Source organism: Legionella worsleiensis, from assembly GCF_001467535.1.
Taxonomy (GTDB): domain Bacteria; phylum Pseudomonadota; class Gammaproteobacteria; order Legionellales; family Legionellaceae; genus Legionella; species Legionella worsleiensis.
The window spans coordinates 386527-412089 of the sequence record NZ_LNZC01000027.1; the positions used below are offsets into that span (position 1 = coordinate 386527).

Here is a 25563-nt window from a genome sequence, read left to right on the forward strand (position 1 = left end):
AACTGTGCGTTAACCTGTCAAAGACGAATAAATATTCTTTTCTTATACAGTACGGTAACGATGACAAAATTAAGCAGCAAAAAAAATAGGGAGTACAACAAAGCTGCATTAGGGGGACTGAAATAGCCAAACCAATATTCTGTAAGCATGGTTTTCATGTTCCCTTTAGCGCCACTATTCAATTTAAAATAAAAAACAAACTGAAGTTTTAAAAGAAGTACATGGAAAGTAAAAGCGAATAAAGCATTTGTACCAAAAATTGTAAGAGGTAAAAAGCAACGCCTGTAATGCAAAATATCAACCAGCAAAAAACATAAAGAAAAAGCAATCAATGCACATCCACTGCTCCAAAGAACAAAAGAACTTGTCCATAAATTTTTATTTATAGGAAAACTGTAACTCCACAACCAGCCCAGCATCAAGAATAAAACCCCAAAAAACATCATCCTATACATTTTCTGTGGCTTGGTCTGAGATCCCAGTAACAAATTACCCGTTAAAACACCAGCCAAAGTGGTCGCAACAGATGGCAAAGTACTTAAAAAACCCTCAGGATCATAAACTTTTTCTAATAAATGGGCGCTTGAAAAAATCAATTGATCACAAAAAGAGACCCAACTTCCCTCAGGAGTCAGTTGATTAGCACCATATCCCGGCACAGGAATCTGCGTCATAACAAACCAGTAACTTAATAAAATTAACAGAAAAATAAGAGCGAGTACTTTGACGTTTGTTTTTAAATAGAGAACTGCACTGATAAAATAACATACTGCGATACGTTGTAAAATACCATAAACTCGTAAGGAACTCAGATGGATATGAGTGGGAAAAATATTTAAAAAAACACCCAAAGCAAATAAAAGAACGCTTCGACGAAATATCGCCCAATAAACTGAACCATCTCCACCTCTTCTAAAAGAATTTAAACTGACAGCACAAGTTAAGCCAACAATGAAAAGAAAAAAGGGAAACACCAAATCAGCCAAAGTACACCCATTCCAAGGGGCGTGTTCAAGAATAGGATAGGCAAATTGATTGCCCTGACTGTTGACCAATATCATTAATACAATAGTCAAACCACGAAAAACATCTAACGATGCAATGCGATGAGTCACAATCAAATTATCCGCCATTTTCAATCCTCAGCTTACAACTCCTATTCAATAGCGAGAATACCACGGCTGCTCCAGTAAAAAAATGGTGTCATTTTTTATGCTAGAACCTGAGTAAGAATACTCTTTTATAAACCGTTCATTTTATGGTAATGTGCGAATTTTAGACTCCAATTAAAGGACTAAGTATGTTTGAATGGTTAACAGAGTGGTTGGCTGGTATGGGCTTAAATCCTTACACATCAACTACAGGGCATCGTAATGCCGAACGAGTCAACGCTGGAACTCAACTGCTCTCCTATTCTTTTCAACAACAACCTTATGTGATGATTGCGACAAAGCTAAGTCAATGCATTGCCTCTTTTTATTCACTCTTTCGTTCAGACACCAAAATACCTGAAAAAATAATTCATTTATTGCAAATGACTATATCCGGGGCAGAATTAGGAATTCAAACCACATTACTCTTCAAAAGCCTCACTTGTGAATTAGCATCTGAAAATCAATTATGCACAGCAGCCCTATTGTTGGAAGTATTATACGACGGCACTTTAGGTGTGGGGTGGGTACCCAGCGAATTTTCAAAACAACCCTACGAACCCGTAAATGCCGGTCAACCAATAAACGCGGCCTTGGGCGCATGATTCCATGTTAATCACCATGATAAGGGAAGCCATCGCTGCAAATAGAACAACCCAGTCAGTCAGGGTAAACGCATCTAACCGTATTATCTAAGACCAAAATGCCCACGTTCTGCGCTTTATGCGCAGAATCCAGATCTTTGCCTGCACTAAGATCGCATGGATCCTGCGCATAAAGCACAGGAAGTAGGCAAAAGGATGGAGATTTATGTTCATAATTTAGATGCGTTTGCCCTGCCCCAGTCAGTTATAATTTGACTAAAGTGCTCTTTTTTTTATATTATTCGCATTTATGTTGCTTTTGGAGTTCTGTCGTTTTGCACATCATGCTTAATATTATCGCTCTTGGCTCCTGTGCCCATATTTACGCCAAGGCTGATGTTGATGAACCCTTATTCAACGCTATGGACAGCATCAAAATATGGCATAACAACCAACAACCCAGCTTAAGTGCGTACTCAGAGCCAAAACAGCAATACAGCAATGATCTGTGCCTCAGCTTCGAAAGCTCGGTTCCATTTGTAACATTCTGTGAAGAATTTTCTAAATCAGAATACAACAATCCTGATTTGTACCACATGATGACTCACAACTGCGCCGATAGTGCCCTATTCGCACTCCGATTAGCAGGTATTCAACTGGACTTACCACTATTACAGTTTGGCCGTTTTTATGAGCCATCTTACTTTTTAAGACTTCCTGGCATTACCTTGACGCCACTGGCCTTATTTGAAGCCGCAAAAGAATATAAAATACAACAACTGCAAAATAGCCCATTAAATAGGCGATTTAATCGTCTGGTCAAACAATTATTCGAACAGATTCAACAAGAAATAAATCCTGCCCGTCAAATTCACACTCAAACCATAATCCAATACACCATTCGTTGCATTACAAAACGTCCTCACCAGCTGACTGTCTGTACCGATACACTTGCAACAACCCATAAATTACTGACCCATGATTCAGCTACCCCGGATTATGAGAACTATCTTCGTCAATCGTGTTTTTTTAAACGCCGAGTAAAACCAATTCAAGCGGTTTACCTCGGAGCAGTAATTGATAAAAGTGCCATTATTCTACTAGCTCGATGGCTCGTATATTTTGCCTCTGCCGAAGCACATCTGAGTTATGTAATCGACTTTATAGCCATAACATGGACACTAATCGGTATTTATTCTCTTATTCTCGACATGCAAAATAAAACAAACGCCCAAGCCAAACCAACACAATTATCCTCTGCTATGGTCGAGTTGGTTCATACAGTAGCCCAAGCTCCTGTACTGTGCGATGGAGAGGTTTTAAAGGTCCATACTGAAAGTCATGCACTGTGACAGACCTTAAAAACCAGCGACAGATCATAAACACCTTGTTTATGTATCCATAAGTACACGTATATCACGTGCGTCAGATAGCCCATGATCATCCACCACTCGCACAACATAACTTCCTGGTTTTGCATTCCAAAAAAAAGTTTGCCCTGCTTTTGTTTTGGCAACAAAGGTTTCATCTATAAACCAATACAAATAAGCAATACCCGCATCACTAACCGCTGCAAAAGGAATTTGATTATTAACCGATGAATTGGCTCGAACTACATAGCTAATGCCGGCCTGAGGTGAAGTAATTTGTGGATTCATTCCTGAATTTCCGGATAACGCACAATCTGCTTCAACAAAAGGTGGGGAGCGGCGTTGAATACCTGCTTGCCTGAATATTCTTAATACGTCTGATGGCCAAAACTCAAAAATTTCAAAATGCGTATTTTCATCAATATGGCAAGTACGCAAACCAGTTTTGTTATTTACAGCTACTTCTCTAAAGATATTATCTGTTTTAATTGGCGACTTACCAGGAATAAACCAGGTCCAATCCCTGTCATGACAATAACGTGTAGGCAGCATTCCTGAAGCCTTGCAAATTTCAACTCGCTCAAGATTCATAGCAGCAGTATTTTTGCTAATGACAGACAAAGGACCACGCTCATGTTTGATTGCATCCATCAATTCAAAAAACAGAGGTGCGGCTAAATCCTTACCAATAAAAGCAGGATTTGCTTTACCATCAAAATTTCCAAGCCATACTGCCATCACGTAAGGGCCAAATGCGCCAATAGTCCATGCATCCCTGTAGCCTGAAGAAGTCCCTGTTTTCCATGACACAGGAAGTTGATTTGGCGAACCGTCCCCCAAATGACCATGCGGATTACTTTTAAGCATATCCAAAACTAAAAAGCTGGCTTCGGGACTCAGTAATCTTCGACCTACAGTCTGCTTTTCATCTGCAGAAAAACGGATTGGATACCACACACCATCATTGACTAACATGGCGTAAAGTCCGACCAATTCTCTCATCGTTAATTCAATCCCACCCAGATTCAGCGATAAACCATAATGAGATTGCGGTTTTAAAGAGCTGACCTGAGCTTGCTCCAATAACTGATGCAGTGTCGGGGACTTTAATTGACTTGACAAATAAACAGCCGGAATATTACGACTGAGTACAAGTGCATCCGTCGCACTAACTGGCCCCATAAAATCATAATCAAAATTTTCCGGGTTGTATCCATTAAAACTGTGAGGAACGTCCTTGAGAACAGTTGCAGGATGAATTAAGCCTTGATCCAGAGCCAAACCATAGATAAACGGTTTTAATGCCGATCCGGGCGAGCGTTTAATATCTGTTCCGTTAATTTGTCCGCTGATCTTTTTGTTGAAAAAATCAGCCGATCCCAATAATCCACTCACCGTCATGTTGCGTGTGTCAACCAGGAGTACTGCCGCATTAGTGACGCCAATTGACTTTTTTCTTTCCAAATACTTTTTAGTTACCCTGTTTATAATGGTTTGAGCTCGTGAATCAAGAGAAGTAATTATGCTGTGCTGTTGATCTGTTGAATTATGCAAAACCATAGTTACAAAATGTGGCGCAGAAAAGGGTAAATCACTAATCTGCCGCATCGTCATGGGAAGACCCAAAGTCTCTTTTTTGTCAATATCCTCAGGATGAAGAGTCAACCACCTGGTGTACAGATGATTACGAATTGTTTGCAAATCTGTATTTCCCGGAATTCGTTTACCTGGATTTTGTGGAATAATACTCAAAGTGAGCGCATCAGGCAGGCTTAAGTTTTGTACTGGCTTGTTAAAATAGACCAAACTGGCAGCTCCCACTCCTTCGATATTTCCCCCATAAGGAGCCATATTCAAATACGCTTCGAGAAGCTCATTCTTGGTGTAATGTACTTCAAGTTGTATTGCCCTTAACAATTGCAGCAGCTTACCCGAAATCGTTCTGGAATTAATGCCAAAACGCATTCGAGCGACCTGCATGGTTATCGTTGATGCGCCTATACGGCGCGATTGCACACCATAGGTTTGCCAAATCGCTTTGAATAAAGAAAATGGATTAAATCCAGGATGCCAGCGAAAATACTGATCTTCCTGAAGTAATGTCGCCTCAATTAATTTAGGAGAAATATCAGACAAAGGAGTAAACAAACGATACTTTTCATCCTTACTTAAAGTTAAACGCAACAACTTCTGTTTCTCATCGTACACTGCTTTAGAAAAGCTAATTCCTTCAAGCAAAAGGGGTTTGGGTAAAAATAATAAGGTGAGATACCCGGTAAAAAAGAGTAAAGCCAAGAGGATACCGATTCTTTGAATAATTTTTTTCATAATAGAGGTTGTGCATTTTAAGGGTTGAATTATAATCAATTTTCAGTATTGAATACACTAAGTAAAATAAAACAGTACTCAATCAAGATCACGCATTCTTTTTTTAAACAAGGCCGTCTTTAAATACAACAACCAGACACTCCTGGTGGGAACTTAAAAGATCATGAACAAAAAGCCAATTAATTCCATTGTCCGTTTTATTGCCTCAATTTTTACGTCTTTATTCGGTACATTAAACTGGAATAGTCCACCATGGTTGTTGAAAATTCGGCAAAAAAAGCAAAAATCACCTAAAGTGTTCTGGGGTTTGACACTCATCCTGATAACCGGTATCTGCGCTGTCTGTTATGCGAATTACTGGTACAAAACCCAATTCCAGCCCATTTACACCTCAGCATCCATAAAAACCCCGGATATCTCAAAAAAAGAAAACGATTTTATTCCTGAAAATCTTATTATCGATTTTGGCATCAGAACCAATGCGTTTAATTTTCAATCAGTAGCGCCAATCAACATGATAGGCAAAACGGTTACTGAAGGCATAACCATAAATCCTGCCATAGCCGGAGAATGGATGTGGGAAAGCGACAGTCAACTGATATTTAAGCCATCGCAAGACTGGCCTGCAGGACAAGAGTACACCATCCATTTTGCCCAAACATTTTTTGCTCCGGGCACAAAAATGGAACATTATGATGTGTCGTTTTCTACCAAACCATTTGCTGCAACCCTCTCCGATTTAAGATTATACCAGGATCCAGTCAATTCTGAACACAGAACTATAGAAGCTACTGTTCAATTTAATTTTCCCGTCAATCCAGAAACTCTCGAAAAAAACACGTCGGTAATTCTGCAAGATACCCAGCAAGGCACAGCACAAAGTGTTGGCAGACCCATTAAATTCACTTACACCCTGGATGAAGACAAACGCACCGCTTATCTCCATTCTGAGTTCATTAAAATCAAAAAAAACACTCAATTAGTCCAAATAATCCTGGACAAAAAAATAGCTTCATCGACCAATAGCGCTATTATTGGAACACAATTGGAGTACAGTCTCGTTATTCCTGACACCAGCAACTTTCTCAAAGTACTTACTGCATCAGCTGAGATCATCAAAAATCAACAAGATAAAGCAGAACAGGTTCTTACTATAGAAACAAGTCTCGGCGTCAATGAGCATGAATTCAATAAATCCGTACACATCTACTTACTGCCGCTTGATCGCCCTGCTAATGCAATTGAATCTGCAAAGACCAATTATTATTGGCAAAATCCCGGAGAAGTAACACCAGACATCCTTGCTTTAGCGACTCCATTAACCAAGGAAGCAATTCCAGCAGAACACAACTATTCTACATTGCATAGTTTTAAGTTTGTTGCACAACCCACCCGTTTTATCTATATAAAAATAGACAAAGGGATGAAAGGTTTCGGTGACTTCACCTTAAAATACGATTATACAGCTGTCATTCCTGTCCCCTCATTTCCCAAGGAAATCAGTTTTCTGCATAAGGGCTCTCTATTAGCACTAAGCGGTGAAAAAAAATTATCCGTTCTTGTCAGAGGAGTAACTGCAGTTAAATTCGACTTTGCACGAGTACTGCCAGATAATATCAATCAATTGGTCACCCAAACGCAAGGTGACTTTAATAATCCTTATTTTATTAACCCTAACTTTAGTGAACAAAACATCAGCCAAATTTTTTCTGAAACTCAGCATTTCTACAGCACCGATCCCTCAAAACAAGAATATACAGCGCTTGATTTGAGTAAATATTTATCATTCGACACAGATACCTCTGGACCTAAAGGTCTCTTTTTATTAAAGGCGACAGAGTGGAATACCACCTATAATTACGCCCTTGATGCAAACGCCAGCCGTTTAATTCTCATTACTGATATGGGAATGATAGTAAAAGACAATAATGATGGAACTCATGATGTGTTTATCAGCTCCATAACTCAGGGAACCCCGGTTGCAGACGCCACGGTAACAATACTGGGTAAAAACGGTTTGCCTATTCTTTCTCGAATCACCAACGATCAAGGTCGAGCCAGCTTCCCCTCCTTAAAAGATTTTGTTGCAGATAGAGAGCCGACTGTATACCTGGCCAGTCTGGATAATGACGTTTCCTTTATTCCGTTCAACAACTACAATCGTCAATTAAATTTTTCCAAATTTAATATTGGTGGTATTTATACCTACAATGAGGACTCACAAAGTTTAAGCGCTTTTGTTTTCTCAGACCGAGGCATTTACAGACCCGGTGATACAATTCATGCGGGAATGATAGTCAAACAAACCTATGCCCAATCCCAGCCCGCAGGCTTACCATTACAAGCAACTGTAGTTGATTCTCGCGGCACAACAGTTAAAGAAGAACGTTTAATCTTGAATGACTCTGGGTATATGGAGCTTGATTTCACTACCTTAGCTACTTCACCCACGGGACAATACACGATTAATCTTTATTTGGTTCAAGATGAGCATGCACGAAATCTTCTTGGCTCAACCAGTATCACTGTTTCTGAATTTCAGCCGGATAGAATGCGAATTGCATCAAATCTGACCGAACGAAACATTAATGGCTGGATTTCACCTGATGGTTTAAAAGCGTATGTAAGTCTTTGGAATTTATACGGTGCTCCAGCAACGGATAGAACAATTAAAGCTAAAATTTTACTCACGCCTCAGGAAATTAACTTTAGCAAATATCCAGACTATAGATTTGTCGATCCTTTATTTGATCCTAAAAAACCACCTAAAGTATTTACTGAGTCCTTAACGGATAAAATCACCGATGATAAGGGTGAAGCCGTATTTGATTTAAATCTTGAGCGATATGACCAAGCCGCTTATAAACTTACTTTTTTTGCAGAAGGATTTGAGGCAAATGGCGGCCGCAGTGTCACCTCTCAATCTCAGGCACTCATCAGCCCCTTAAGCTTTTTTATAGGCTATAAACCCGATGGTGATTTATCTTTTATCAAATATGAGAGTAAAAGAACAATACAGTACATTGCTATTAATCCTGAATTAACTCAAGAGGAAGTAAACGATTTAAAAATTCAACTTATATCGTTACATCCAGTAACAACTTTGGTTAAAAAAGCAGATGGTACTTATCAATATCAATCCATTATTCAATCATCAGTAATCAAAACCGAACCATTTGCAATCAGTGAACAAGGAACAAACTACTCGTTGCCAACACAACAAATAGGCGATTATTCTCTGAATGTCCTAGATAAAGAGAACAACATATTAAGCCAGGTTAAATTTACTGTAGCAGGTTCAAGCCAAACACCTCTGGCAAGAAATGCGGAATTATCTATAAAGTTGAATAAAGATCAATATCTGGCCAATGAAGACATAGAAATTCAGATTACGTCTCCCTATACAGGCTCAGGACTTATCACTATAGAACGAGACAAAGTTTATGCAACCCAGTGGTTTAAAACTGAAACACCAAATTCAGTACAGACCATTCGTATTCCTGCTGACTTTCAGGGTAACGGGTATGTTAATATTGCATTTGTCAGAGACTGGGATTCGCCCGAATTATTCATCAGCCCATTAAGCTACGGTGTTGTACCCTTTACCGTAAATCATGATGATCATGATATTAAAATAAAACTTGATACGCCCAAGGTTGTCAAACCTGGAGAAACGCTGAACATAGACTATCGTACGGATAAAACTGGAAAAATCATCGTCTATGCCGTAGATGAGGGTATTTTACAAGTTGGTAAATACGTTACCCCTAACCCATTGTCTTTCTTTTTTCAAAAACATGCTCTGCAAGTATTCACCCAACAAACTGTAGATCAAATTCTGCCTAAATTCATTCAGGATCGAGAATATTCTGCGGCTGGTGGCGATGATGGTGAAGCAGACTTAGCCAGCAGGCTTAATCCCTTCAAAAGAAAAAATGAATTACCGGTAGTTTACTGGTCAGGAATTTTGGATACAGACGAAAACATTCACCATGTTTCTTTTAAAGTTCCTAATTATTTTAATGGCTCAATAAAAGTGATGGCTGTTGCCGTTTCAAATGACTCTGTTGGTGCCGCAGATACCTCAGCCGAAGTAAGAGGTGATTTTATAATCAGTCCTAATGTACCCACATTTGTTGCTCCAGGAGATGAATTTGAAATCAGCTCCAGTGTCGCAAACAATATCAAGAACTCTGGAGATCACACACCAATTACCGTTCGAGTTACACCAAGCCCAGAGCTGGAAATTATAGGCGAAGCGGAGCATACTCTGGAAATCAGAGAAAGTCATGAACAATTGGTTCGCTTTAAAGTTCGTGCCAAATCACTACTAGGCGCAGCCAAAGTGACCTTTGTCGCCAGTGCTGGTGATAAAACCAGCACAATGAATGCGACACTTAGTGTGAGACCTGCAACACCTTTCTTTACACAAATTCAAAGTGGTCAATCCCAAAACGCCAAACAAACATTAGATATCAGCCAATCTTTATATCCAGAGTACCGCACTGTAGATGCAACTGTATCCACAAGTCCGCTGATAATGGTATTTGGCTTAAAGACCTACCTGGATAATTACCCTTACGGTTGCACGGAGCAGCTCACCAGTAAAGCCCTGCCCTTACTCGCTATGAACGGCAAGAGCTGGTTTAACACAAATTACGATGAGATTAACAAAGGCATCAATTCAGCCATTCAAATGCTAAGCCAGAGACAGATGTCTAACGGGGGATTTAGTTACTGGCCTGATTTGATGGATAATCAAGGCAATAATTTTAGTAGCGTGTATGCCATGCATTTTTTAACAGAGGCAAAAAATCAAGGGATCAATGTCCCCAAAGAAATGTTTTATAGCGGTATTAATTACCTCACCGAGCTGGCAAGTCGTAATGTTTCAACTATGGATGAGGCTCGCATACAGGCTTATGCGATATATATTTTGACCAGAAACGAAATAGTCACTACAAATTATCTGGCAAATCTGCAACTGTATTTACAAAAAGACAGTACTCAAGCCTGGAAAAAAGACATTACTGCTGCATACATTGCTGGGTCGTATCAACTCCTTAAAAGTTACAACGATGCATCTCGCCTAATCAGCCAGTATTCAATACACAACAACACCTATGATAATGATTTTTATAACAGTGCGATTGCAGATGCTCAATATTATTACATTGTAGCGAAACACTTCCCTAACCTGCTACCAAAGATTGGAAATAAGCTGCTTATGGAGTTAGTCCAGGCAATAAGTAGTGAGAGCATTAATACCGTCTTATCCGGTTATGCCAGTTTGGCAGTAGCCGCATATCCTGATGGTGATTCTAATGACCCATCCGCTTTGACTTTAAGTAAAGTACTGTTAAACAATCAAACTCAATTAGTGCCAGCTGAACAAACAAACTATCAAAACCTTTCTGTAGACACTAATATCAAGCAAATCAACATAAGTAATCCCAAGCAGCTCAACTATTTTTATCAGCTGGTGCAATCTGGTTTTGATAAGACCCTATCTTCTTCGCCAACCAGTCAAGGCATAGAAATATTCAGAGAATATCGGGATGACAAGGGAAATGTGATTCAATCCACCTCCATGGGTAATGAAATTGAAGTACACATTCAAATTCGAGCTTTGGATAATTCTTATTACACCAATATCGTTATCGAAGACCTACTGCCAGGCGGGTTTGAAGTTGTCCGGGACTCGGTGAAAACTGATACCATGAATTTTGTCGATGCCCGTGAAGATAGAGTTAATTACTTTGGAAGTTTAGACACAACGACCAAAGAGATAGTCTATAAAATAAAGGCCATCAGCGCTGGAACATACACTGTACCGCCTGCTTTTGCAGAATCAATGTATAACCCTAGGATCAAAGCTCAAGGAACAGCAGCAAAAATTACCGTTACTCAATAATTCGCTTTATAAACAGGTAGGCTTTTGCCTACCTGTTTATGTAAATAAAAAAACACCCGCATGCTAAATACTTACATTGGGACATAATCAACAGCCGTTTATTGAGTTAACATACCACGCCAGGGAGGATTATTTCCCAATAAAACTTCAGGATCAAAACCAAGAACGCTCATTCTGTTCCATTCTCTCTTAAGGTATCCAGCCTCATCTTTTACAGCGCGTTCTTCATTGACCTTAGTAATCTGTCCACAATTATCAAAAGGAGCATAGGTATATGAATTACAAATAACACCATCCAGTTCACGATGATCCCCCATTTTACTAAACCATTCTTCAACGAGAAGCGGTCTTTCAGGATTTAAAGCAGGATCGAATACGTAAATGGAACCCATATAATTTACTGCGGTGGATACATGATACCACCAACTAACAAATCCATCCGGGGCAAAGGATGTCTGGAGCACAAGATCGCCGAAGACAAAAATTTTAGCAGGTTTTACCCAATAATCCTGTTCTATTTTGAATGCAGATAAAGCTGCTCGTGCAAAACAACCATCATCAGGATACAGCCAACTAATCCTTCGTGCAAAATCGGGTTTGTCATCAACATACAAATAACGTGTATCGCGAATCAATTGAAATAAATTCATCATTTCTTCATAAGTCACGACCACTGGAACCGTACTGAAATCCATTTGCTGTACAGGTACCTTTTTACTCACCGGTGTTTCCCTGGCCAATAATGATTTTCTTTGCGAATCAGGAATACTAGCCTCAACTCGTTTAATTGCTTGCGAAAATGATTCGTGAGGGGCGCGTTTTGATGAAACAAGCAAATCAGAAGATCCGGAAAAAACGAAAAACGGAAAAAGCATCAACAAAGAAAAGAGTATTTTCATAACAGCTCCTATTCATGGTGTGATTTTCAAACTCACTGACTGCAATATAAAATTCATCCTTGTTCCTTTTCATAATTAACACGGAGCCGTTAAACAAACTGGCTGAGAGTTTAATAAAGCACAGCGCCATAAAGCTGTTAAATAATCTAAAAATTAAGTGAAGTGTTTTACTGATCGCAATTTAAATGAACTATATGCATCATCTCAAACACAAAGAGGAATCTCCTCATTACGCTCGAAATAGACCTTATTTAAATGACTATCCTCATTAGCACGTTATTATTTGCAATAAAAAACGAGCAAATCATAGAAAATTATAGCTTAATTATACGAAGTTGGTTTGCTGATGACAGACTTACATGAAAAAAAATACGCTTACTGATCTTAATATGATCGAGTATCAGGTAGATAGGGAGAGGAGAAAACTTGGCAAGCTCAATTAAGTAGGTGGAAAGTTACAAAAATTAAATCAACAGTATAGTAAGGTTCAAATTACCTCGTCTTCAATCCCTATACCCAAAGATATGAAAAAGATGGTTTCCCAGCCAAGAGAGCCTGCACCTAAAAGAAGTACTCAGCATGACATATCTGAAAAGTTATCTGTATCTTTAATAACGATTTACAGCATACAGCTCACATCATAAAGTAATACAGCAGCTTGAAACAAACGAAGCTAAATGTGTTCAACTGATGATCCATTCAATCTGTTTTTTTAGATCAATAGAAATTTCTGATAACTCTTCAAGATCATAATCCATGTAAGGATTTTGTGTTGGTTTGCTTCTTTGATGATTTTTTATCTGCTCATCACGAACATGATGCAACCATTCAATTTGAGGAGAAAATAAATGCAACATTCCTTCAAGCCATTTATCTAAAACCTGCCAATAAGGATCATCAGCTAATGTCATTTTATAGCGTTTAAGAAAATAGGAAATATGATCTGCATCATACCAAATTTCGGAGGTGACCCAGCGATTTACGGTAAATAAACGAATGGGCAAACCAAATTGATTCATTCCTATTGCAACAAGATGAGTCATCGGGTTATCTATGTATCTATCCCAGTCAGACAAAGCTGCTGGCTTGATGCGTTTGGGAATGTGTTTGTATCGAATAAAACAGTGAAAATGGCCATGTTCCGTGCTGTCGTAGTTCTCTCTATGGCAATGATAAAAATACTGAGATCCTGTGCTGTGATCTATTCTGTCTCCCTTGGGATAATGGCTCATGCGTTCATGCTTACGCTTTTTCCTTAGCGTATAATGCAGGATGTTTTTTCCTTTAGAAGTAGTCATTTGCTGTTGCGCTTCGAGAACCTGGGTTGCGTAACCTAAAAAAACATTCTTTCGCCATTTGCTTAATTGGGGCAATACAAAATCAGTTTCAGTTGTCATATCCATATCTGTATAAAAAGAAAGAGGTAGTTATACTACCTCTTTATTGGAAAAAACTAATGACTAGTCGCCACTGCAACCGCCACAGCCTTTGCATCCATTGCAACCTTTACAACCATTGCATCCCTTGCAGCCTTTACAGCCTGAACAAGTAGCAGCAGAAGGAGTAGATGTATCATCAGCATATGCTACAGACACCATAGGAGCTGAGGATAAAGCAGTTAACAGTGCAGCTACAGCCATTGTTGATTTTTTCATAATATTACTTCCTTGATAGTTAAAGGTTTTTATTTAGACCCAATAAGATATTAGCAAACAAATCAATAATTTTCTTCATTTTTATAAAAAAAAATAGGCCAAGCGATCATCTTTACAGAAATAGACTAACCTCGGTTGCCAGGAGGGTTATCCCATTAAAAATATGCTATCATTTCGAGCAGTAGTGAGGAATCTCCTGCAAAGGGATACGTTCTTACTTAGAGCACTACCAATAAATACATATCAAGAGTTGCGTCGCCGCTACCCGCTTTTTTATGATGATGGCCTATTTTTAATAGGTCAGTACTGCGATTGCGAGCGAAATCGCTTGTCATGATAATTCTTTTTGAGATAGTTTAAGTATTATTTTATCAAGTAATCGAGTAGGAAGCAGACGTTTTACCGCAATCAACAAATAAGCAGGTAAAGTTACTGGATATTTTGCTTTAGGTCGTTTTGCCTCAACAGCATGAATCAGTTTTCTAATCACTGCCTCAGGTGTTTTGGTAAAAATCGATTCAGATTTTTTCTGTTTGTAGCTTTTGAGCATGATGTCGTACTGTTTTTTAAAAAAACTGTTTTTCCTGTCTATGTGGTGCAAACTGACATCCACGGCATTATCTCTGAATCGACTCTCAATAGGTCCAGGCTCAATGGTAATGACGTTTATTCCTGAAGAATGCAACTCCAATCTTAACGTATCACTAATTCCTTCTACGGCATATTTTGAAGCATTATAAGCTCCTCGCATGGGCATACTGACGATTCCCAATATGGAGCTTATATTGATGATTCTCCCTTGTCCCTGTTTTCTCATTACAGGTACAGCAAGATTGGTTAGTTCCACTAAGCCAAACACATTCGTTTCAAACTGTTGCCTAATCACGGCTCTACTTATATCCTCAAGAGCACCCGCCTGACCATAACCGGCGTTATTAATCAGAACATCCAGTCGCCCTGCAGTACACCTCATTAGTTGCGAAAATCCGTCGATAATAGATGCCGAATCACTGACATCCATAAGCAGCGCTTCTATGCCTTGCTCAATTAATCGGTTGACATCGTCAATTTTTCGACATGATGCGATAACTCTATGCCCTCTCTTTTTTAGCGCAACAACAGTGTCATACCCTATTCCGCTGGAACAACCTGTTATAAAAATAATTTTTTCTTCCATGCGAATCATCCTAAAATTAAAGTCGCATAATACGTTTAAATGTCAATCAGCTCGAGTGCTGTTCTCAATACCAAAAGCAAAAAATTAAACCATATTGATCAAAATAGTCTATAATTTCAATCAAAGAACAAAAACAAGGTGACGGCGATGAAAACGAATACACAACAACAAAATAGTGCTTGTGCTGCAATGACACTTATGGGAATAGTTCTGTGCACCCTGCTGCTCTGCGCTTCCCTACACGCAAACACTCAATCGCCAACGCTTAAAAACATTCAACTGGCCTATTTTATAGGATATCACAGTTACACCAGAAATCCTGGTATAAATCCTGTACCTGCACCGCAAGTCATAAAAGGTGCACATTGGACACAGTGGCAATCGACAGGGAATTACTGCCAAAAAAAATGTTTAGTAGATGATTGGACTGGGCTTATTATTCAGTGTCAAAGAAGATGTTAGACATTAGAACTTTTCAAACCCAGATCATCCTATTGGGCAGGTTCCAAACAACTGGGCTTCATCATGGCTCTCCAATGATCTTCAGCAGAAGAACCCCTTCTATTCCAGAATGATGGGAGTAATGACTCCGAATATAACCTGGAAGGCAGACTGTATGCCTGACTGAAACGCTCATCAGAAATTAATCCCATCTTGAGATCACGATTGTGTTTATAATACCGACAATGAATAAGATGGTAGCTTTTCTCAAGATGTGATGACAGAGGTCTGGGTTTATATTGTTGTTGCTTTGTTATTGTATCCAAAAGATCGCTGCGCTGTTTTACTTGTTCAGAAAGGATCTCCTGATTCTGTTCCAGGTCTTTGGATATTCTTTTGTTTTCTTGCAACAAACTGATCAAATAGCGGTTTCCAGACACTAAATCACCAGGAACGGACTGATGATGGTCAACACATTGAAATAGATCTCTAAACGTACTGTCATCATCCAGTTCTTTTTGTAATCTGCTGATTTCTCTGCGCACCTGTTTTTTTCTGCTTTTTAAAACGATATCTTGCTCACGAATGTGAACAATAGATTCATTTATCATGGCAATGGCATGATAAATGAGGATTAATGGTGAAAAATCCGCCTCGTTAGTTCGATTTTTTATAAAACTTCTCAGAGCAAGATGATTTTTACTTGGTGAATTTAAATGACATAATTCGTTATAACTGTTTTGAATATTCTGCGGCAAACCCCGAACTAAATCAGGACTTGCTATCAATTGCAGATTGGTAAAAACTAGTAAAAACCCCTCATAACAATGACGACTTAACAACACATCTGCTATTTCAATCCAGCGTCTGAAGGCATTAAGTTTCGCATCAGGACTGTCTTGATGTTGTAAAATATCCTTTTTTAAAAAATATTCTAGCTCGTTTCTCAACGTAAAATACTTATTTTGATGAGCACTCGATTTATCTTTGCATTCAAATCCCTTAGGATCTTTAAAATCTTCCTGAGTTAATCTTACGAAGGCTTCCCTTAATTTAAAATCTATAAGCGTAGCATAGTCTGTTACGATTCTGTTTTCTATGTAACCATAAAGGGCTTGATTTTTTTTCGAGCCGGCTATTGATTTTTGCACTGATGTACTAACTATGGCTTTATCCAACTGCTCCGAACACAAAGGATCGAATAAAAATTGAAGGTTGCCTCTTTGACTCAACCACTCAAGAAATACATTGCTGGGCATTACGTTAAACTCCTTTTAATATCAATCCCTTTGAGATGATTCCATTCATCATGCAAAATAATCAATTAAACCTTTAGGTGGTTGCCTTTTAATCTGAGTAACCAATGGCTCATTTTCTGATTGTTGCACTGATTCATCAGGAGCAGCAGCAAAGCCTTGTTCATTTTGCTCTGATTGTCGTGAACTGTCATTCATACCTACAGTGACCTCAGACAAGTTTAGCCCTTGATCAGCCATTAACTCTCTCAACCTGGGTAATGCCTGATCAACGACATCTCGGGCATGGTAAGTGTGGCTGGTTATATTTACAGATGCTAAGTCTTTTATCACTTTAATATTAATTTCTAATGGACCCAGCTCTTCAGGATTAAGCTTAATCGTAGCACTTTTGACTCCTTGCTGTCCCATCCAGACAATATGTTCTGAAAATTTATCAGCCCATTGGGCATTAGTTAAAGGTAGGGAAATGTCGAGCTGTTTGACTTTATCAGCAACAGATGCAAGGTTGGAAAAATGGGTATTTGTGAAATCTGGTTGAAGATTAGGTTGTTGGGAACTGTTAGACCCGGACTGCTCTGATTGAAGCGATTGTTCGTTAGCGTAAGGGTCTACAGCTAATGTGTTTTCTTTAGATGCAGCAAAATTACTTTTAAGATTGGTGTTAAAAGGTGCGCTCTGCTCTGTTGACAAAGAGTCTTCATCTAGTTGAGGAGCTGCATCTTCATCGCCATTAACAGCACTTGAGTTATTAAGGTAATTGATGTTGGGCTGGTTGAGACGATTACTATCAGAACCCAAAACAGACAGCTCTGCACCCTTGCTATCGCCAGTCAGAAGGGTTTTCAAATCGCTGGACGGAGCTAAGGGCGGGCTAAACTGGTCATATTCAATCCAGTTAAGAACAACATTTGTATTTAAATTTTCTTCTTGAGAAGACGATAATTTGTCAGTATCAGTCAAAATATCGCCTTGTGAGAGAGCTTCTTTATCATCAGTTATCAAGTCATCAACATTACTTGCCAGATTGGGATTAATCCCATCAACTTGGCTTTCGTTTAATTGTTCGGTACTAAGATCAGTATTACTGGGGAGATTTTCCTCAGGGAGTACATCTTGTTTGGTGACATCATTAGAAAGGATTTGCGCAAAGAGCAAAACAAAAGCCCCAGGATCCACAGATGGATCATTGACCTCATCATCAAGACTTGCCTTAGTTTCAAGAGAATCCAGAGATTTCGTCTGATCCTGGCCTGTTCCGCTTCCCTCTGATAACTTAAACGAATTAAGAATAAGATTATTCAAATCCATCATCTGATGACTCCTTGTTTAATGTTCACATGTGATGCAATATCCATACCAAATGCAAACATTACGCAAAAATAATCAAGGTTGTGTTAAGTAATATTTCCTTGATGTAAAACTCGGATCTAATCCCTACTGTCCAGGAACGACTCATGTTAGCCTTCATCAAAGTATAGACCATGAGAAAGAAATTATGAATGGAATTTTATTTTCGCCAGCGCCAACCCCTAAAGAAATAGACAAAAAGGTCAAAAAAGTACTTAAATTAATCGAAAACATTGAAGCCAACGAAAGAGAATCCTTTCTTTCGCTTTTAAATGGCCGAATTGAGGATTTTAAAAAAGATATTATAAATGAAGGACTTAATGTTTACGAAAAAGAACAAGTAGTGCTTCAATACGACCGATTTGTCAGAACATTATCAAGTTGTATGGAATTTCCTGACAGAGCGTCAAATGCCATTAATTTTTATCATCGATTTAGATATCACCCTGTCGGAGTTAACGATCTCATTAAACCTGACCCCATTATAAAAAACACGCTTTATGCCACCTTGGGAATTGGAATTACTTTACTGGCGACAGCCATTCCCGCTTTTTTCTTCAATCCAGCCCTAGGCGGAATTATAACGTGTATTGCGATTACTCTGCTGTTGCCAACTTGCTTCTATCTGATGACTCCAGATTCTCCTGATACAAGCAAAAAGAAAGCCGAAGAAAAAATTATCTTGCAAAAGGCAGCGCAACTCATCAAGCCGACGCTGGATTTTACCAACCTAGATGAACATCCATTGTCATCATCAATCTTTGCTTTATAAGCATTTAACCTAATCTCCTGGCTTAGTTGACTCTGTACTGTTCGTAAAGACTATTTATTTATCAACATGCAAAAATAGATTAAGCCAAGTTTAAAAGACCTCATGAAAAATTTCTAAAATTAAGCTATTATTATTTTTTTGATTTTGGGAGTTCTTCTATGAAAGTAGGTCATGACAGTCTGTCAACCAAAAGTGAATTAACTGTTGACGGTAAAACCTATCATTATTACAGCTTGAAAGAAGCTGAAGGTAAACACTTCAAGGGGATTAGCAAATTACCTTATTCTCTTAAAGTCCTCTTTGAAAATTTATTACGATTTGAAGACGCAAATACAGTCACAACAAAAGACATCAAAGCAATAGCTGACTGGTTAGAAACCAAAACATCCCAACATGAAATTGCATTCAGGCCAGCACGAGTACTGATGCAAGATTTTACTGGAGTTCCAGCGGTTGTTGACTTGGCCGCAATGCGAGACGCCATAGTCAAAATGGGCGGAAATGCTGATAAGATTTCACCTTTATCACCTGTTGATTTGGTCATAGATCACTCCGTAATGGTGGATAAATTTGGTACAAATGATGCTCTTACGATTAATACCGAAATTGAAATGGAACGAAATAACGAGCGATATGAGTTTCTTCGCTGGGGACAAAAAGCATTTTCCAATTTTCAGGTCGTTCCACCAGGAACAGGAATTTGCCATCAGGTCAATCTTGAGTACCTTGGTAAGACTGTATGGAGCAGTCAAAGCGAGGGGCAGCTATACGCCTATCCAGATACTCTGGTAGGTACCGATTCTCATACAACCATGATTAATGGTCTTGGCGTTCTCGGCTGGGGGGTCGGTGGGATAGAAGCCGAAGCAGCCATGCTAGGCCAACCGGTATCCATGCTGATACCTGAAGTCATTGGCTTCAAATTATCTGGAAAATTAAAAGAAGGCATTACCGCTACAGACTTGGTGTTGACCGTAACCCAAATGCTCCGAAAAAAAGGAGTTGTAGGTAAGTTTGTTGAGTTTTATGGCCCAGGATTAAGCGATTTACCTCTTGCTGACCGAGCCACCATCTCTAATATGGCACCAGAGTATGGCGCAACCTGTGGATTCTTCCCTGTAGATAAAGAAACCATTCGCTATCTTGAATTGACCGGACGCGATCAACACACTATCGCATTAGTCGAAGCTTATGCCAAAGCACAAGGTATGTGGTATGAAAAAGACAGCGAAGATCCTGTATTTACCGATACTTTGCATTTAGATCTGAATACCGTTGAGCCTTCACTGGCAGGCCCCAAAAGACCTCAGGATAAAGTGAATCTGAGCACCTTACCCCTTGAATTCAACCAATTTTTGCAGGAAGCAGGTAAAGAATCAGAACGTAATACTGAATTCGCAGTAAAAAATAAAGATTTTAAAATGAAACACGGTAACGTAGTGATTGCTGCAATTACCAGCTGTACCAACACATCAAACCCAAGCGTCCTTATGGCAGCAGGACTCGTTGCCAAAAAAGCAATTGAAAAAGGCTTACAACGTAAGCCCTGGGTTAAATCTTCTTTAGCCCCAGGTTCCAAAGTTGTAACCGATTATTTGCAACAGGCAGGATTACAATCCTATCTTGATCAGCTGGGCTTTAACCTTGTGGGCTATGGTTGCACTACCTGTATAGGTAACTCAGGACCTCTGCCGGACGCCATTGCTCAAAGTATTACAGAACACGATTTGGTAGTATCAGCTGTTTTATCAGGAAATCGAAATTTTGAAGGACGTGTTCATCCTCAAGTACGTGCAAACTGGCTAGCATCTCCTCCACTGGTTGTTGCTTATGCTTTATGTGGTTCAACTACCCTCGATTTAAGCAAAGAGCCCTTGGGAACAGATACTCAAGGCAATGCCGTTTTCCTTAAAGACATTTGGCCAAGCAACGCTGAAATTGCCCATGAAGTTGCGAAAGTTACTGGAGCAATGTTCCGTAAAGAATATGCTGAAGTATTTCTGGGCGATAGCCATTGGCAAGCCATCAAAACCAGTACAGGAAAAACCTACGAATGGAACCCCAACTCGACTTACATTCAGCATCCTCCCTTCTTTGAGCATCTGAAAGCAAAACCTGATGCAATAAAACCCATAAAACAGGCATACATTCTTGCCTTGTTCGGTGACTCCATTACCACAGATCATATCTCGCCTGCAGGTTCGATCAAGGCAAGCTCCCCTGCCGGTCTGTATCTCAAATCCAAAGGAGTGGATGAAAAAGATTTCAACTCCTATGGTTCACGACGTGGAAACCATGAAGTGATGATGAGAGGTACATTTGCCAATATTCGCATTCGTAATGAAATGACACCGGGCCAGGAAGGTGGAATCACCCGATATATTCCCACCGGTGATATCATGCCTATTTACGATGCATCCATGCTTTACCAAGCCGAGCACCACGATTTGGTCGTTATTGCAGGAAAAGAATATGGAACAGGTTCATCAAGAGACTGGGCAGCAAAAGGAACCAACCTCTTGGGTGTTAAGGCTGTGATTACCGAGAGTTTTGAACGTATTCACCGCTCTAATTTGATTGGTATGGGTGTTCTGCCACTACAGTTTATTGACGGTATGACACGTAAAACACTGGAATTAGAAGGCAGCGAGAGAATCAGTATAGACACCTCTGACGCTCTTACTCCAGGAGCAAAAGTATCCGTTACCATTGAACGCAATGATGGCCGTGTCGAGCATATTAAAGTTCTATGCAGAATAGATACCGCAGATGAACTGCAGTACTACAAAAACGGTGGTATTCTTCAATACGTATTAAGAAATCTTTGTTCCAAGTAGTTCCCCTCCTAAATGAGATGATGGTCTGATAAGCTTACCATCATCTCGATCGAAAGCTGTATTAGAGTGTCGGACAAAGCGTCCGACCTACACTCACCAGTTACTTGCAGAAACGGATGAGTCTCTATATGTAGCCTGTATTAGACAAAGTCGTAATACACGGTCTATCCCCTTTGGGTAATGCTCCCTTTTTTTCATTTTAATTTGATATACACATCATCGTCCAAATTAGGGCATGTTTTTTCGTCGGACAATATCGTAGAGATGATTCACCCGCTGCCACCTGATTTTTTATATCAACTCGATGAGATAGGCAATCTGACCACCTGTATTAATACAGGCTACCTTTGCTAACTTATTTTCATGACAGCTGATGAGTGTTTTAGTTACTTTTTTTTTCATTTATAGAGAAACGAACAGACAACTCATTGTTTTTTTTTGCATAAAATGATACATTCAACGGTTCACTATTTATGCTGAATCCAGGTGCATGGACATTATTTATTTTAAGCAATTAAACTCTCTTCATATCAGTTATCCGCACTGCAGTTTGCCTTATTACCGCACCCATTAAGGATCCTATTATGAACCATTCAAAAAAAGTATTAAGCGTCTTTTCTTTGGTCATGATTAATATAATTGCTGTGGACAGTTTAAGAACGCTCCCCATCAGCGCAAAGCTCGGTTTATCGCTTGTTTCCTATTATCTCGTAGCTGCGTTTGCCTTTTTTATCCCCGTTGCCCTTGTTGCTGCCGAGTTGGCAACAGCTTATCCCAATACTGGCGGCATTTATGTTTGGGTTAGGGAAGCGTTCGGGAGACGAGCCGGTTTTATAACCATCTGGTTACAGTGGATATACAATGTGGTCTGGTATCCAACCATGCTGGCTTTTATTGCAGCAACATTATCCTATCTCATCGCACCTCATTTGGCTAACAACAAATTCTATCTTTTAGGGACTGCCCTAAGCCTTTTTTGGCTGTTTACCCTGCTTAACTGTTTTGGAATGAAGTTATCAAGCATTGTAAGCATTATAGGAGCAACTATAGGTACAGTACTGCCCATGGTCGTCATTATACTTCTGGGTATGGTGTGGATGATACAAGGAAGACCCGTAGCAGTGAATTACCCCTCATCGTGGCTTCCTGACTTTAGTTCATTTGGTAACATGTCTTTATTTTCAGCGGTATTGTTTGGTCTAATTGGCATGGAAATGTCAGCCGTTCATGCTGAAGAAGTAAAAAATCCACAACGGGATTATCCCAGAGCCTTGTTTTACTCGACTATATTAATCATTTCAACCTTATCGCTAGGATCCTTGGCCATTGTAATCGTCGTACCTAATGATCATTTAAGTGTTGTATCAGGCCTGATTGATGCTTATTCAGTATTTTTTAAATCCTACAACATGACCTGGATGACTTCAGTTATTGCTATTCTCATTATATTAGGCGGATTAAGTGGCGTTTCGGCATGGATTATTGGCCCAACAAAAGGACTTCTGGTGTCTGCTCGAGACGGTTCCCTACCGCCACGTTTTGCTCGAGTTAATCGCTTTGGTGCTCCAGTTACGATTTTGGTTACCCAAGGGCTTATTTTTTCGGTATTAAGCAGTATTTTTATCTTACTTGATTCAATCAATGCAGCGTACTGGATACTCAGTGATTTAAGTGCGCAAATGGCATTACTGGTTTACATCATCATGTTTGCGGCAGCGCTTAAACTTAGATACTCCAGACCCGATCATCCCAGAGGTTATACTATTCCTGGAGGTAATGTCGTCATGTGGCTGGTCTGCGGAACAGGCATAATTTGCTGCATTCTTGCCATGATAGTTGGATTTATCCCACCCTCACAAATACCTATAGGTAATGTGTATTTCTTTGAAGCATTTCTGATTGGCGGATTGATTTTATTCGTCCTCTTGCCTTGGTTACTTGCAAAAAGAGATGATGATTAATTGATTAAATAAGCTTGGGAAAAGGCTCGAAGAGCGGTATCCCGGTGGGATGCGTTCCTGAGTCAATAACTCTATAAAATATTGTGTAATTTCATTCAAGCAAATCGGCTTGTTAAATAATTCCAGCAACATAGAAACCCGAGATTCAGACCTTCGGGCTGAATCTCGGGCTACGATTGACTGAATATTTATTGAGGAGATTTGCTTGATTTACTTTGAGGACGCTTGTCTTGAAGCGCTTTAACAAAGTCACTGACTGTATTTACTTCTTTTCCAACAAGACCATTACCCATGCCAGATTTAACAAATGATCTAAGTTCTTTACCCAAAGTACCATTTCTTAAGGTGGATAAGTGTTTTCCTAAATCATCACCGTCTTTTCCTTCTAACGCTGATTTTAAAGCACTTACTGCAGCGCTTTTTTGACTAAAACTTTTTTGGCATGCAGAAAAAAAGTTGCCATAAAAATATTCTTTTGTCTTTCCAGAAGAATCTTTCACCGCTGTTCTTTCAGAAAGGTAGCTGTCTAACAGACAAAAAATGTCGTATTTTTTTTTCAGTTTATCATCACCATAGATTACTTTTATATGTGCTGGAATTGCTGCAAGAGCTAGAGCCAAATCGGCTTCTGATTTTCTGTCAAGACCATTAAAGCTTAAATCAAGTGTATTGACACTAGCAGGAATTACTGCAAACACTTCAGCCAAATCAGCTCCTGATTTTTTCCCAAGGTTATTTATTCCTAAATTAAGTGTAGTGACATTCGCAGGTATTTTTACAAAAGCTGCAGCCAACTCATCTTTTGATTTAAAGCCAAAGTTATTTCCTTCCAATTTAAGTACAGTTACACTTCTGGGAATTGCTCCAAAAGCTTGAGCTAACTCGGCACCTGATTTAAGGTAAAAATCATTATGACTCAAATTAAGCTTGGTTACACTAGAAGGAATTGCTCCCAAAATTTGGGCTAAATCCTTTCCTGATTTCTTACAAAGTAAATTCCCTCTCAAATCAAGCGTATTTACACTAGAAGGAATTACTGCAAAAACTCGAGCTAAATTAGCTTCTTTAAATATCCAAAGGGAATTCCAACTCAAACTAACATGAACGACACTCAAAGGTATTGCTGCAAAAGCAGCAATTAAATCGTCTACAGATCTAACGCTAAACCCCTGAGATCCTAAATCAAGATGAGTTACAGTTAAGGGAATTGTTGCAAAAACTTGAGCAAGCTCGGCTCCTGACTTTTTGTAAAGTTCTTCTGGACGATAATACATATAATCTCAATTTTATTAAAAATCAAACTGTTTATTATTATACCATACAACATTAAACAGAATACGCTTAGTTTCAATTAAATAATTATCTCCAAAGATAGTCATCTATAAGAGATAAGGTGCTTTTAGGTTCCGCAATGGCACAGTTAGGAACTGTTGAGATCTTTCTACACCTTTGAGATAATGTAAACAGCCTAAGTAGTTGCTATCGTAACTGGTCTTTTACAACAAATTACTGGAAGGAGGCTCGCCTAGAGGTAATTCTCTCAGAGTTGAAAACGCTATTATTTCGAATAACCCTTATCTAAGGCCTGACGATCTTCTGCTAGTTTATAAGCATCGGCAATAATTTGCTCAAGGGCTTTGAGAGAAGACGTTTTTAAACCAAACAGGTGTGATGTAATCCCTTGTGAGGCGCATAATACCTGATATTCTGTAATCTCTTTACTCTCTTTTTTAAAAGAACGAACTGCTTCGTCGATTTCAGTGTTATTTTTTCCTTCTAATGATTTTTTGAAATTTTTTAAAATCTCTGTTTTTAATACATCACCTTTTTTCTCTTGATACTTCGGATATTTTTGTGCGTCAATTTTG

The 25563-nt window shown here is 39.1% G+C and carries 16 protein-coding genes and 1 pseudogene; 7 read left to right on the plus strand and 10 right to left on the minus strand.

The window, feature by feature from the left end:
- Positions 1 to 17: 17 nt before the first annotated feature.
- Positions 18 to 1133 (minus strand): acyltransferase family protein, encoded by a 1116-nt coding sequence (locus Lwor_RS11235; RefSeq protein ID WP_058493963.1) that lies wholly within the window; start codon positions 1131 to 1133, stop codon positions 18 to 20.
- A gap of 167 nt (positions 1134 to 1300) precedes the next feature.
- Between Lwor_RS11235 and Lwor_RS11240 the strand changes: the two genes are divergently transcribed.
- Together Lwor_RS11240 and Lwor_RS11245 are read left to right on the plus strand one after the other, a co-directional pair.
- Entirely contained in the window at positions 1301 to 1756 is a 456-nt protein-coding gene (locus tag Lwor_RS11240; RefSeq protein WP_058493964.1) for a hypothetical protein, read from the plus strand.
- Positions 1757 to 2070: 314 nt separating this feature from the next.
- A complete protein-coding gene (locus Lwor_RS11245) occupies positions 2071 to 3087 on the plus strand; it encodes a hypothetical protein (RefSeq protein WP_147279878.1) in 1017 nt (338 codons plus the stop codon).
- A gap of 39 nt (positions 3088 to 3126) precedes the next feature.
- Here the strand turns inward: Lwor_RS11245 and pbpC are convergent, their stop codons facing one another.
- Entirely contained in the window at positions 3127 to 5433 is a 2307-nt protein-coding gene (gene pbpC / locus Lwor_RS11250) for a penicillin-binding protein 1C (RefSeq protein ID WP_058493966.1), read from the minus strand.
- Positions 5434 to 5596: 163 nt separating this feature from the next.
- On the opposite strand from pbpC, the gene Lwor_RS11255 reads away from it, so the two are divergent.
- Positions 5597 to 11347: an alpha-2-macroglobulin gene (locus Lwor_RS11255; RefSeq protein WP_058493967.1), complete on the plus strand. Its 5751-nt coding sequence runs from the start codon at positions 5597 to 5599 to the stop codon at positions 11345 to 11347.
- Between the two features lie 98 nt (positions 11348 to 11445).
- Here Lwor_RS11255 and Lwor_RS11260 read toward each other — a convergent pair whose 3' ends face one another.
- The 4 genes from Lwor_RS11260 to Lwor_RS11275 all read right to left on the minus strand — a co-directional run bounded on the left by Lwor_RS11260 (position 11446) and on the right by Lwor_RS11275 (position 15078).
- On the minus strand, positions 11446 to 12246 hold the full coding sequence (locus Lwor_RS11260) for a protein-glutamine glutaminase family protein (protein ID WP_058493968.1): 801 nt from the start codon (positions 12244 to 12246) through the stop codon (positions 11446 to 11448).
- A 683-nt stretch (positions 12247 to 12929) separates the two neighbouring features.
- Positions 12930 to 13643 (minus strand): DUF6969 family protein, encoded by a 714-nt coding sequence (locus tag Lwor_RS11265; protein WP_058493998.1) that lies wholly within the window; start codon positions 13641 to 13643, stop codon positions 12930 to 12932.
- 63 nt (positions 13644 to 13706) lie between these two features.
- Positions 13707 to 13901, minus strand: a complete 195-nt coding sequence (locus Lwor_RS11270; protein ID WP_058493969.1) for a hypothetical protein — start codon at positions 13899 to 13901, stop codon at positions 13707 to 13709.
- 331 nt (positions 13902 to 14232) lie between these two features.
- Positions 14233 to 15078 carry an SDR family NAD(P)-dependent oxidoreductase gene (locus Lwor_RS11275; RefSeq protein WP_058493970.1) on the minus strand — a complete coding sequence of 282 codons (846 nt, stop codon included), beginning with the start codon at positions 15076 to 15078 and terminating at the stop codon, positions 14233 to 14235.
- Positions 15079 to 15225: 147 nt separating this feature from the next.
- Here Lwor_RS11275 and Lwor_RS11280 point away from each other — a divergent pair, with 147 nt between their 5' ends.
- Positions 15226 to 15540, plus strand: coding sequence for a hypothetical protein (locus Lwor_RS11280; protein ID WP_058493971.1), 315 nt, complete (start codon positions 15226 to 15228; stop codon positions 15538 to 15540).
- A 29-nt stretch (positions 15541 to 15569) separates the two neighbouring features.
- Here Lwor_RS11280 and Lwor_RS11285 read toward each other — a convergent pair whose 3' ends face one another.
- Together Lwor_RS11285 and Lwor_RS11290 are read right to left on the minus strand one after the other, a co-directional pair.
- The gene (locus Lwor_RS11285; protein WP_058493972.1) at positions 15570 to 16778 is read right to left on the minus strand and encodes a RasGEF domain-containing protein; all 1209 of its coding nucleotides are present in this window, start codon (positions 16776 to 16778) and stop codon (positions 15570 to 15572) included.
- A 48-nt stretch (positions 16779 to 16826) separates the two neighbouring features.
- Positions 16827 to 18089 carry a flagellar hook-length control protein FliK gene (locus Lwor_RS11290; protein ID WP_058493973.1) on the minus strand — a complete coding sequence of 421 codons (1263 nt, stop codon included), beginning with the start codon at positions 18087 to 18089 and terminating at the stop codon, positions 16827 to 16829.
- A gap of 184 nt (positions 18090 to 18273) precedes the next feature.
- Between Lwor_RS11290 and Lwor_RS11295 the strand changes: the two genes are divergently transcribed.
- The 3 genes from Lwor_RS11295 to Lwor_RS11305 all read left to right on the plus strand — a co-directional run bounded on the left by Lwor_RS11295 (position 18274) and on the right by Lwor_RS11305 (position 23695).
- A complete protein-coding gene (locus Lwor_RS11295; RefSeq protein ID WP_058493974.1) occupies positions 18274 to 18897 on the plus strand; it encodes a lpg1689 family Dot/Icm T4SS effector in 624 nt (207 codons plus the stop codon).
- Positions 18898 to 19055: 158 nt separating this feature from the next.
- A complete protein-coding gene (acnA, locus tag Lwor_RS11300; protein ID WP_058493975.1) occupies positions 19056 to 21734 on the plus strand; it encodes an aconitate hydratase AcnA in 2679 nt (892 codons plus the stop codon).
- A 584-nt stretch (positions 21735 to 22318) separates the two neighbouring features.
- The gene (locus Lwor_RS11305; RefSeq protein ID WP_058493976.1) at positions 22319 to 23695 is read left to right on the plus strand and encodes an APC family permease; all 1377 of its coding nucleotides are present in this window, start codon (positions 22319 to 22321) and stop codon (positions 23693 to 23695) included.
- Between the two features lie 188 nt (positions 23696 to 23883).
- Here the strand turns inward: Lwor_RS11305 and Lwor_RS11310 are convergent, their stop codons facing one another.
- Together Lwor_RS11310 and Lwor_RS13580 are read right to left on the minus strand one after the other, a co-directional pair.
- On the minus strand, positions 23884 to 24969 hold the full coding sequence (locus Lwor_RS11310) for a leucine-rich repeat domain-containing protein (protein WP_058493977.1): 1086 nt from the start codon (positions 24967 to 24969) through the stop codon (positions 23884 to 23886).
- Between the two features lie 284 nt (positions 24970 to 25253).
- Positions 25254 to 25563, minus strand: a pseudogene (locus Lwor_RS13580) (hypothetical protein); the annotation flags it as partial.